The organism is Synechococcus sp. UW179B, assembly GCF_900474245.1.
In the GTDB taxonomy this organism is placed as follows: domain Bacteria; phylum Cyanobacteriota; class Cyanobacteriia; order PCC-6307; family Cyanobiaceae; genus Synechococcus_C.
Genome location: NZ_UCNZ01000016.1, coordinates 24440 through 34739 on the forward strand (window position 1 = coordinate 24440; position 10300 = coordinate 34739).

General features: G+C 56.1%; 12 protein-coding genes. 5 read left to right on the forward strand and 7 right to left on the reverse strand.

Translation table 11 applies throughout. From position 1 onward, the window contains the following. Positions 1–27: 27 nt before the first annotated feature. On the reverse strand, positions 28–483 hold the full coding sequence (locus tag DXY38_RS06605; RefSeq protein WP_115070965.1) for an SRPBCC family protein: 456 nt from the start codon (positions 481–483) through the stop codon (positions 28–30). 4 nt (positions 484–487) lie between these two features. Further along, positions 488–1960, reverse strand: a complete 1473-nt coding sequence (gene zds / locus DXY38_RS06610; protein WP_115070980.1) for a 9,9'-di-cis-zeta-carotene desaturase — start codon at positions 1958–1960, stop codon at positions 488–490. Between the two features lie 113 nt (positions 1961–2073). Here zds and DXY38_RS06615 point away from each other — a divergent pair, with 113 nt between their 5' ends. Genes DXY38_RS06615 through DXY38_RS06630 form a run of 4 tightly spaced genes read left to right on the forward strand, consistent with a single transcriptional unit; the run spans position 2074 to position 4426 of the window. Then, positions 2074–2466 carry an iron-sulfur cluster assembly accessory protein gene (locus DXY38_RS06615; RefSeq protein WP_115070966.1) on the forward strand — a complete coding sequence of 131 codons (393 nt, stop codon included), beginning with the start codon at positions 2074–2076 and terminating at the stop codon, positions 2464–2466. A 51-nt stretch (positions 2467–2517) separates the two neighbouring features. Then, positions 2518–2946: a hypothetical protein gene (locus tag DXY38_RS06620; RefSeq protein ID WP_115070981.1), complete on the forward strand. Its 429-nt coding sequence runs from the start codon at positions 2518–2520 to the stop codon at positions 2944–2946. Between the two features lies 1 nt (position 2947). After that, the gene (locus tag DXY38_RS06625) at positions 2948–4150 is read left to right on the forward strand and encodes a lipid-A-disaccharide synthase-related protein (RefSeq protein WP_115070967.1); all 1203 of its coding nucleotides are present in this window, start codon (positions 2948–2950) and stop codon (positions 4148–4150) included. Beyond that, a complete protein-coding gene (locus DXY38_RS06630) occupies positions 4151–4426 on the forward strand; it encodes a hypothetical protein (RefSeq protein ID WP_115070968.1) in 276 nt (91 codons plus the stop codon). Here the strand turns inward: DXY38_RS06630 and DXY38_RS06635 are convergent. Both DXY38_RS06635 and DXY38_RS06640 read right to left on the reverse strand, forming a co-directional pair. Further along, complete coding sequence (locus tag DXY38_RS06635) at positions 4362–5306, reverse strand: TIGR01777 family oxidoreductase (protein ID WP_115070969.1); 945 nt, start codon at positions 5304–5306, stop codon at positions 4362–4364. The genes DXY38_RS06630 and DXY38_RS06635 overlap by 65 nt on opposite strands. A 29-nt stretch (positions 5307–5335) precedes the next feature. Then, positions 5336–6589: a cation:proton antiporter gene (locus DXY38_RS06640; protein WP_115070970.1), complete on the reverse strand. Its 1254-nt coding sequence runs from the start codon at positions 6587–6589 to the stop codon at positions 5336–5338. Between the two features lie 55 nt (positions 6590–6644). On the opposite strand from DXY38_RS06640, the gene DXY38_RS06645 reads away from it, so the two are divergent. Continuing rightward, positions 6645–6902 (forward strand): NAD(P)H-quinone oxidoreductase subunit O, encoded by a 258-nt coding sequence (locus DXY38_RS06645; protein WP_006854577.1) that lies wholly within the window; start codon positions 6645–6647, stop codon positions 6900–6902. A 184-nt stretch (positions 6903–7086) separates the two neighbouring features. On the opposite strand, the gene DXY38_RS06650 is transcribed toward DXY38_RS06645, so the two are convergent. The 3 genes from DXY38_RS06650 to DXY38_RS06660 form a co-directional block, all read right to left on the reverse strand. Further along, positions 7087–7812 (reverse strand): J domain-containing protein, encoded by a 726-nt coding sequence (locus DXY38_RS06650; protein WP_244279035.1) that lies wholly within the window; start codon positions 7810–7812, stop codon positions 7087–7089. Beyond that, positions 7809–8777: a cysteine synthase A gene (gene cysK, locus DXY38_RS06655; RefSeq protein ID WP_006854579.1), complete on the reverse strand. Its 969-nt coding sequence runs from the start codon at positions 8775–8777 to the stop codon at positions 7809–7811. Before cysK ends, DXY38_RS06650 begins: the two co-directional genes overlap by 4 nt. A 222-nt stretch (positions 8778–8999) precedes the next feature. Continuing rightward, positions 9000–10300, reverse strand: a 1301-nt coding sequence (locus DXY38_RS06660; protein WP_115070972.1) for an iron uptake porin, incomplete at its 5' end; no start/stop codon positions are given.

Below are 10300 nucleotides of genomic sequence, written 5' to 3' on the forward strand. Positions count from 1 at the left end.
AGGGCAAAGCTCGAGACTTGACCCAACTCAAGGCTCCGACCGTGGTGAGTAACCGCTTTCCACCAAATCCCTAAAACGATCAAGGTTTGCCTGGAGCTCCTTGGTAACGATCCCTCCCAGGATGCTCGGTTCCATCAACGGTGCCAAGACTCCAGGAAGTTCGTAGCTCACGCTCAGCTTCACAGCTGTGAGCTCTGGCTTCTCTTGATAGAAACGAACGCCACCTTTGGTGGGGAGTCCCCCCACCGATTCCCACAGCAGTTGCTGCTGTTCGATGCGGCTGGTGATCCGCGCTTTCCATTGAAAACGAAAACCTTGGGCTGCCAAAGTCCAATCCGTTAGGTCAGGGTCTTCTCGGGTCTTAACGGATTCAATCCAGCGCATCCAGCGAGGCATCGCTTCGAGATCACTCCAAACAGTCCACACCTGATCCACAGGTGCTTGAACTTCGGTGGTTACCGTGTGGTCGAGCCAACGTCCCATCGGTTCAGGCCACCGCGGCGTTTGTGGCCAACTTCGCCGACGTGCCAAGAATGGCTGCAGCAGCAAGATGACCACTCATCGTGGCTCCCTCCATGGAATCGATGTAGTCCTGTCGGGTGTAACTACCAGCGAGGAAAAAATTGCTGACCGGTGTGCGTTGATCAGGGCGATAGGGCTCCATTCCAGGGGCCTCTCGATAGAGAGACTGAGCCAACTTCACAACATTGCTCCAGGTGAGGTTCAGGTGCTGCGCTGATGGGAAGAGTTTGCGCACCTGAGCATCGGTGTGGGCAACGATGTCATTCACTGATTTTGGAATCCAAGGGTCGCCAGGGGTCAGGACGCACTGCAGCAACGATCCTTCTCCTGGCTTTCGGTAGTCCTCAGGACTCGCCAATGCCAAATCCGCAAAACAACTGAAGTCTGCGTCAGCGGTATAGAGCAAATTGTTCAAACCAATGGGATGGGACAGATCCTTCCGGCGCGTGTCTGCCATATCTCCTTCCGCCAGTTCCGTCACCCATCCGTCGTAGCGCAACTGCACCGTGGCGACCGGAACAGCTTCCAAGCGATGAATGGCATCGAATTGCTCATGCTTACGCCATGCATCGGGGAGAAGGCGCTGGATCCCTGGAACATCACAGGCCGCCAAGTACACATCCGCCTGAACATTGCACTCACCCTCGGGAGTGCTCAGGGTGAGGGAGGTCACCTTCGGAGTCTCACCCTCCTCGTAATGCACCTCCTTCACGCGGTGGCGAAGATGCAACGTGGCGCCGCGTTTTTGGATGTATTCCAAAATCGGCCCCGTCAGCCAGCGATGCGGCGAACCTTTCAGCAAATTGAGTTTTGAAGCCTCTGTTTTGGAGGCAAACATCATGAAAATGGTCAACATGCAGCGCGCCGAAATGGCTTCGCAATCGATAAAGCCCAAGGCGTAAGCAATCGGATTCCACATCCGGCGAATGCTCTCCAAGCTGCCGCCATGGCTGACAAACCAGGTCTGGAAACTCACGGAATCCAGGGCACGAATCGTGCGCATTGCTCCTTCGTAATCCACAAGGCCACGCACGATTGGACTGGTGCCTAAGGCCAATGCATTACGCAACTTGTCGATCCAGGTCAGCTGCGGAGTCGTGAAAAAAGCCTTGAGTCCATTGAACGGAGCACCAATCGGGAAACGGAAATCAAGTTCCCGCAGATCACCGCCGCTATTCACAAACAGGTGCGTGTGATCTTTTGGCAGCAAGTTATCAATCGCACCCACCTTGCGCATGAGGGCAAAGAGATTGGCGTAATTGAAAAAGAACACATGCAATCCCATCTCGATGTGATTGTCGTTTTCATCCACCCAGCTGCCGACTTTGCCGCCCATGAACGGACGCGCTTCGTACAAATCAACCTTGTGACCTGCGTCCACGAGGTCGACGGCAGCGGCTAGGCCGGCCAGTCCTGAGCCCACAATCGCGACCTGCACCAGCGCTTCTACCAAGAATTCAATGACTCTATGAATCCGAACGCCTTAACTGCTTTAAGCAAGAGGCGCGCGGGTTCAATACAGTGACGGCAGGCCAGCTGGACTCTTGACCCATGACCACCTCCACCCCCAGTACTGCGACCCACACAGCCAAAGGTGGAAAAGGCATTCAGATCACGGATCCAGCAATGCTTCAACTCTCGAAGCTCTGCCGAGAGCAAGGAGATGAGCAAATCCTTCGTGTTGGTGTGCGCTCTGGCGGTTGCAGCGGCATGAGCTACACCATGGACTTTGTGCCCGCCTCTGAGATTGAGGAAGGCGATGAGGTTTACGACTATGCCGCCCCCTCGGGTGCCGCCTTTCGGGTGGTCTGTGATCCCAAAAGCCTGCTCTACATCTATGGCATGCAGCTGGATTTCAGCACGGCCCTGATTGGGGGAGGGTTCAATTTCACCAATCCCAATGCCACCCAAACCTGTGGATGCGGTAGCTCCTTTGCGGTCTGAGCGACACCGCGTGGGAATCTGATGACAATTTCCAGAGAATCAGAATCAGCGATGGAGTCCCAGGAATCTCAGGAATCCAGCCTGTTCGAGCAGGCGATGGCCCGTTATCAAAGTGGAGCACCAGCGGCAGAGTTGATCGATGATTTTGTCGCGATCACCGAAGCAGCACCCCGGCAGTCGTCTGGCTGGACTTGCTTGGCTTGGCTTCTGTTGCTCTGCAATAGGCCAGACGATGCGTTGCGTTCTGCTCGGTTGGCGGTGAAGCTCAATGGTCAGGATCCTCAGGCTCGGATCAATCTGACCCTGGCCATGCTGGAAACCAAAGCGAAGGGCGTTCGTGATCAAATTGCTGTCGTGCAGCAGGTCTTAGCGGTTGCTCCCGAAATGGGAGATGAGCTGAAAGAGTCGATCAATGATGGCTTTAAACGTCGGCCGGACTGGCCCGCCCTTCTCAAAGTGAAGAGTTGGTTGGAGCTCTGACGTGGCTCGGCTGCTGCTTTTAAGCAATGGTCATGGCGAAGACCTCTCGGGTGCTTTGCTTGGACAAGCCTTGAAAGCGCAAGGGCACTCCGTTGAAGCGCTGCCTCTGGTGGGTCGCGGCAATCCCTACAGCGAAGCAGCGATCCCGCTGGTGGGTCGTACGCGTGAATTCAGCACGGGTGGGCTTGGCTACACAACCTTTCGAGGGCGCCTCACGGAGCTGATCCAGGGTCAGGTGATCTATCTTCTGAGCCGCCTGCTGAGGTTGCTGCGCAACGCAGGCCGTTATGACTTGGTGGTGGTGATCGGGGATGTCATCCCCGTGATGGCGGCATGGCTCTGCCACCGGCCCGTGGCGACGTATCTGGTGGCTTACTCCAGTCATTACGAGGGTCGATTGCGACTGCCATGGCCCTGCGGAAGCTGCCTCAAGTCTCAGCGGTTTAAAGCGGTGTTCAGTCGCGATGCCCTCACAGCCTTGGATCTCAGCGAACAGCTGAAGCGCGAGGTGGTGTTCGTGGGCAATCCTTTTATGGATTCTGTGTTGAGCACTAGTCAGCGCCTTCCCTACGCCAAAAGACGTCTGGGACTCTTGCCCGGCAGCCGTCGACCAGAGCTGGAACACAATCTGCTGCTGCTTCTGGGCGTGATCGACCAGATCCCGCTCTCGCAGCACAGGCCTGGGGAGCTTGAAATCGATCTAGCACTCGTTGGAGCGCTCGGAGATGACCCCTTGCACAACCTTGCCCAGTCCCATGGCTGGTCTCTTGTTCGGGAGCAAGGCAGCTCCCCAGCACGCTTGGAGAAGGACGGGCGGCAGATTCAGGTGAGACGACAGGGTTTTAACTCCGTGCTTCTCGGCTCAGACCTCTTGCTATGTATGGCCGGCACCGCGGCTGAACAAGCCGTGGGCATGGCCAAGCCAGTGCTGCAACTCCCTGGCCAAGGCCCCCAATTCACCGCTGGCTTCGCGGAAGCTCAGCGACGGTTGCTTGGTCCAACCGTTTTTTGTGCTGCGGCCCCTGACGAAGGAGAACAACGGCTAAAAGCAACAGCCAAACTGGCGGTCGAACTGCTGGAACGAAGCGTGAATGACCCAGACCTTCGTCGTGATTGTCGGGAACAAGCGATGCAACGGTTGGGCCCCCAAGGCGGAGGCAGCAAAATGGCTGACTGGATCAGTGGGCTGCTGGAAAAGAGCTAGATGACATCAAAAAACCTTGAACCCCCCTGGAAACGCTGGCTGGATCGGCTCCTCGTTGTGGATGTGTTTCTAGTCTTGGGGGGTGCGGTTTGGTTTGCCGTGGCCGTCATCGCGGACGGACAAGGACTCAAAGCGCCCATGCAGCAATTTCAGCGGCTCTGGGACCCCCTCTTCACCCCAGCGATTGGAGTCCTGATGGCAGCCGCCCTGATCAACGGGCTGTGGAGCTGGTGGCAGCGTCGAATGCAGCAGGCAGCTCAGAGAAACGACAGCTGAAGTCCAACGCGGCTTGACGTACTGACTGGACCCGCTGCCCTTCCAGCACCACCCTCGCTCCATCGCCAAGCAACAATTTCAAGAGTGGTCCGGGGACCGGCAGCAGGCTTGGACGCCCCCAACAACGACCCAGAGTTGCCGAAAATGTGGTCATCGTGACCGGCGTTGGAGCCACGGCATTCACGGCCCCCGACCAAGCATCGTTCTCCACAGCGGCAAGGATCATCCGACAAAGGTCGCTGCGCTCAATCCAACTCATCCACTGACGACCTGTTCCAATCGGTCCACCGAAACCGATCCGGAAGATCGGCAGCATTTTGCCTAACGCACCACCATCGGCCGCCAGCACGATCCCGATGCGCAATACCACCAATCGCGTGGCGTCAGGCTTGTCCGCCGCTGCCGCTTCCCAGCGTTGGCACAGCCCAGCGAGCACATCGTTGCCACAAGGGCTGGATTCTTCAAAACACTGGTCTGCACTGGTTCCGTAATACCCAACAGCCGAGGCGTTGATCAACACGTTGGGAGGCTGGGCCAAATCCCTCATCGCCTTCACAAGCTGGCGAGTGGTTTGCAGGCGACTGTCTTCTAGCAATTGAAGATGCGTTGAAGTCCAACGCTTCTCTGCAATCGGTTCCCCTGCCAAGTTCACAACCCCTTGCGCTTGCGCCAGTGCCTGCTGCAGCGGACTCGATGGCGCCCAACTGCTCGAATCGGCTGGATTGCACTGCACCCACGACAAGCCTTTGAGGCAACGAGGAGGAAGTCCGGCCGGAGCTGACCGACGACTCACGATGGTGAGATCGTGCCCAGCGCTTTGAAGCATGGGAACCAAGGCACGACCGACCAGTCCGGTGCATCCGATCAGCAAAAGTCGCATGGTGGATCCATCTTGTCTGCTTCGAGAGGCTAGGCAGCAGCGTCCGGATCATGTTGCCGAGAGGGCAGCGTGAGATTCATGCGTTCAGCCAACGGAACAAGCGCAAAGCCCTGAATAAAAAGGCCATAAAGCACAACGGCAAGGGCAAGAGGAGGCATCGACGCCCCCCAAGGAATGCCAGACGACCAGGCATCGATGGCCAGTGCGATTGGAACCGCTCCACGCAATCCCGCGCAGCTCACGAAAATTCGTTCATACCTGGTGAAGGTGGTATGCCAAAGCAGGGCATGCACCATCAGGAATCTCACCGCCTGCATCAACAGAAAGAGAACAAAAGCCCAACCAGAGGCGTACACCACATCCTGCGGGGCAACGACAAGCCCCATGCACAAGAACAGCAAAAGCTCCGCCATTTTCGCGTAACTGGAATGGGCCTCAGCAAGCGCCTTTCGATCCAGGGTTGGGCCATTCCCAAGCACTAAGCCCGCCACATAGGCCGCAAGCAATGGGCTCCCACCCAGCAACAAGGTTCCACCGGTTAAGACCATCAGCAACGCCAAGCTCACGACCGGGAGCATGGCGGCATGGTTAAGGGTGAGACGCGTTCCAAGCAGTTGGAGGGTGAGGGTGCCGCCGATGAACCCCAGCAAGATCCCGAGCACAAACTGGCGGACGACATCTGTGACCAACACCCCAGCAGCAACGCCATCTCCACCGGCTAGAGCCAACGCCAATCCAGCCAAAACAACAGCCATTGGATCGTTGAAACCCGACTCACACTCGATCAAATCAATCAATCGCTTTGGCAATCGCCCAGCCAAGGGACGAAGAAGGACCAAAACGGCAGAGGCGTCCGTACTTGCCACCATGGCTCCAATGAATAGAACCCGCGGCAGGGTTGTTGGATTCGTTCCAACACCACTGGCTGCGCTCAGTCCGAATCCAGCCCATCCAATCAAGGCCGCTGTGATGACCACTCCAACCGTGGCCAAACGCGCAGCAGGCTTGATCACACCGCGAACCGCAGACCAGTTAGTGGTGAGACCACCAAAAAAAAGCACGAGCACCAGGGCGGCCTGACTGATCTGCTGCGCTTGATTGAGGTTCAGCAGAGTGATTTGCTGGCCTCCCACCACGCCCATGTGGTTTTCAATCAGCAAGCCCAAAACCAGCACCATGAGGATGCCGGGGACCCTGATACGCGCAGCAAGATCGTCAAGAAGGACCGATACGAGCAGCAGCCCTCCAAAGGCCACTAAATACAAGGCAAGAGGGTGGGACAAACATCAGCCTTGTTGGTAGGGAGGTTTTAGCCTGGTTTCGATTGATCGTCTCTCCATGGCTGAACCATCCGCTGAGTCCACCCCAACCACCAAACCAGCGGCGACGCTCAAAAAGGGAGCGCTGGTTCGCGTCAACCGCTCGTCCTATCTGGGAAGCGTCGAGGCATCAGCCAGTGATCCCAGACCACCCGAATACATCTTTGAGGGACCTGGAGAACTTCTTTTGGTAAAAGGAGAGTACGGACAAGTGCGCTGGAGGCGTCCTGTTCCAGACGTCTGGCTGAAGCTCTCTCAATTGGAAGTGTTTTCCTGACTGTTGAGGGAATTCTCCACAGCACGCACGGCCGGAGGGAGTGACTGCACTGCCTCTGGCAACCTCCAGAGCGCCCCACCCAACACAGCAGAGATCTCACCAGACTCACCAAATCAGGTGCTGTTCAAGCACGATCGAGAGGGGCCAAATCAAAGTCAGCACCCCCGAAATTGCCAAGACTTCATCAACCGATCTCCAAGCGGCGACGTTCCTCCTGAAGACGCTTGCGCCTTTGCCTGGCTTCTCGCAACATCTCACGACCATCGTGGAGATAACCATCCACGTAGCCCATCGTGTAGCGCTCCAATTCGCCAATCGCATCCTCTACCTCCGACAGACAGTGATAAAGACTCAGCCCGAATCCCTTTGCCGATGAGGGTGTAGGGAGGGATTGGAAGAGATCTTTCACCTTGTCTAGTTTGCTGCGACTTTGCTCCAGGTAATGACAGAAACCTTCCATCAAACGGTCGTCATAGGGGTCTGCCGATAACTCACGCAATTCGCTGGCAAAGGGATTGATCACCTGTCCGAGCATGCGATCAATCGGTGTGTACACCTTCTTCAACCAATTCGCTAGGGCATCATCTTCAGCGGCACCATGCCCAGAGGCACGACGAGCAGCCTGACTCGCTCGAGCATTTCTGACACCACGGCGGCGTGCTTCGTCTTTCTCTACAGCCCTAGGAGACCCTTGCTGATCAAAGGCACGCCGTCGCTCGTGATCGCCAAGCAACTCCCAGGCGGCATTCAAAACAAGGATTCGTTCGGCATCTCCACCTGCATCGGGATGATGCCTCTTCACAAGTTGGCGATACGCCGCCTTGATTTCAGCCGCAGTGGCGCTGCGACTCACCCCGAGCACCACATAAGGATCACCACCTTTGGCCTCAAGCTGGGGAGAATGGCTCAAAGCTGACCATCCCGCCACGCCGTTGGAGCAGCCGAAGCACTGAACATCGGTGTGGACAGATAACGCTCACCGAAGCTGGCAAGAATCACAACGATCCGTTTCCCTGCCATCTCAGGTCTTTGGCCAAGTTGGAGAGCAGCCGCCACAGCGGCTCCACTACTGACCCCGGAGAGCAGGCCTTCTTCCCGGGCCAAACGGCGCCCCACGTCCATCGCTTCTTGATCACTCACCCCAAGGATTTCATCAATCAAGCTTGGATCAAAGACAGAAGGAACAAACCCAGCACCAATGCCCTGAATGCGATGGGGGCCCGGGGCTCCACCCGCCAAGACAGGACTGGCTGCCGGTTCTACCGCAAACACTTTTAGATCAGGATTGCGCTGTTTGAGAAACCTGGCACAGCCTGTGATCGTGCCACCCGTCCCGACTCCAGCCACAAAGGCATCAAGTTCACCGCCGGTATCACTCCAGATCTCTTCTGCTGTCGTAGCCGCATGGACCGCTGGATTTGCAGGATTATTGAACTGCTGCAGCAGATAAGCCTCGGGGATCTCGCAAACAAGCTCTTTAGCGAGATCTAACGCCCCTTGCATTCCTTCATTCCCTGGGGTGAGCTGCAACTCAGCCCCGTAGGCCCTGAGCATGGCGCGGCGCTCGGTGCTCATGGTGTCGGGCATGGTAAGGATTAAGCGGTAGCCCCGAGCTGCTGCAACCATCGCCAAAGCGATTCCCGTGTTTCCACTGGTGGGCTCAACCAGCACGGTCCGTCCTGGAGCGATGGTTCCAGCTTGTTCAGCAGCCAGAACCATCGACCCGGCAATCCGATCCTTCACCGAAGCCGTGGGATTGAAGCTTTCCAGCTTTGCCACCAATTCAGCCAGACACCCACTGCGCTCTGGGAGGCGGTTAAGACGTACAAGCGGAGTACGACCCACCAGATGGGTGATATCGGGAGCAATTGGCATGCTTTTATCCAATCAGATAACCGCCCATAGGCCAAGAGCAGAGGTCAAAACCATCAACAGAAACCGTGTCAAAAGCGCTTTTACAGCTAAGAGCCAAGCTTCAAAAATTACATTAACCCCCTAAATCTCAATAAAAAACTCTCATACTGCATAAGCAATATGAGAGAAATAACAACAATCAACAAGGAAGATCCCTCAAAAGAGGGATCAATCTCTAAGTGATCAGAACTTGAAGGTGGTCTTCAGGAGGCCGCCAAAGTTGTTGAAGGTGTCATCGCCACGGTTTCCACCGAAGGCACGGTTACCACCATCAGTCAGATCGCCATAAGGGCGGCTGAGGTAGTAGATCGCAGGAGTCACAGAGATGTTGTCGGTGACTTGGAACTGGTACCAGAATTCCCAGGCGTAGTTGCCGTCTGCAACGAAGTCTGAATTCGAAACGTCGTTGCGATAGTCAACGTTGGTCACGAAGGTGGGCTGACCAACGGCCATACCCAAGGTGTTGCCCTTCAAGAAAGCGTCAGCCCACTGAAGGCCCACATACCAGGACTGCGTTGTGGCAGAACGGAAGACGAGGGTGTCGTCGCCATTAGTGATGCTGTTGTAGCCCCAACCAGCACTGATGCTGGGGAACCAACTGGATTCTTCTGGGGACCACCAAGCACTCAGACCAACGGAAGAATTATTTCCGTTGCTGGTGAATGAATTGGCCAATGGAGTGCCATTACCGGAGTAGAGAGTGCCAGCATTTTTTGAGGTGTAGTTGTAAGCAGCTGCGAGGCCCCAATTCTCAGGAGCGTATGCAATCTGAACAGTTCCGTTGGAGCCAGCACAGTCAGTTGCAATGCCACCAGCGTTATCGCAACCACCGAAGTCGTTTGCGTCACCTGGGTTTGAAAGCTGACCGTTGGTGCTCAAGTAGTTAGCACTGATGCTGAAATCATCAGATTCCCAGCTCAGGCCTGCACCAGCACCAAGACCCAAGTTGTAGGTCGCAGGGGAACCGGCGTAGGTGAAGAAGTCAAGAACAGTGTCAGCAGGATATGCACTAGGCCATACAGCCAGCATGTCGTCCTGACGGACACGACCACCAACGGTTGCTGTGAAGCTGCTGCCGATTGGGAATTGATAGAAGAGGCGATCTACACCAACGCTGTTCGCACCGGAATCTTCCTGGAAAGCAACTTCCATAGCATCAAGACCGACGTAACCGCCGCCGCCGAATGCTGAATTGCCGAAATTACCGGCACGAAGAACTGTGCGGAGCAAATCCTTACCAGTGAAGCTGGTATCAAGGAAAAGCTTCAAATCGTAGTTGAAGCTCGTTGCACCTGAAGTAGCCGCAGCCACATCGGAACGCTTCTGACCATTGAGCTGATCAGCGTTACCACCGAAGCTGTTAGCACCGATCACGAAGGTGGCTACACCCTTCAGTTTGGTGGTGGTGGAGAACTGCGTTGCTTCCAGCTCGCCAACGCGAGCTTCCAAACCGTCAACACGGCCCTTGAGGATGGCGAGTTCCT

Excerpts from the sequence above, each read along its gene's own strand:
- DXY38_RS06605 (WP_115070965.1), bottom strand. The coding sequence starts at position 483 with ATGGGACGTTGGCTCGACCACACGGTAACCACCGAAGTTCAAGCACCT.
- DXY38_RS06615 (WP_115070966.1), top strand. The coding sequence starts at position 2,074 with ATGACCACCTCCACCCCCAGTACTGCGACCCACACAGCCAAAGGTGGA.
- DXY38_RS06620 (WP_115070981.1), top strand. The coding sequence starts at position 2,518 with ATGGAGTCCCAGGAATCTCAGGAATCCAGCCTGTTCGAGCAGGCGATG.
- DXY38_RS06630 (WP_115070968.1), top strand. The coding sequence starts at position 4,151 with ATGACATCAAAAAACCTTGAACCCCCCTGGAAACGCTGGCTGGATCGG.
- DXY38_RS06635 (WP_115070969.1), bottom strand. The coding sequence starts at position 5,306 with ATGCGACTTTTGCTGATCGGATGCACCGGACTGGTCGGTCGTGCCTTG.
- DXY38_RS06645 (WP_006854577.1), top strand. The coding sequence starts at position 6,645 with ATGGCTGAACCATCCGCTGAGTCCACCCCAACCACCAAACCAGCGGCG.
- cysK (WP_006854579.1), bottom strand. The coding sequence starts at position 8,777 with ATGCCAATTGCTCCCGATATCACCCATCTGGTGGGTCGTACTCCGCTT.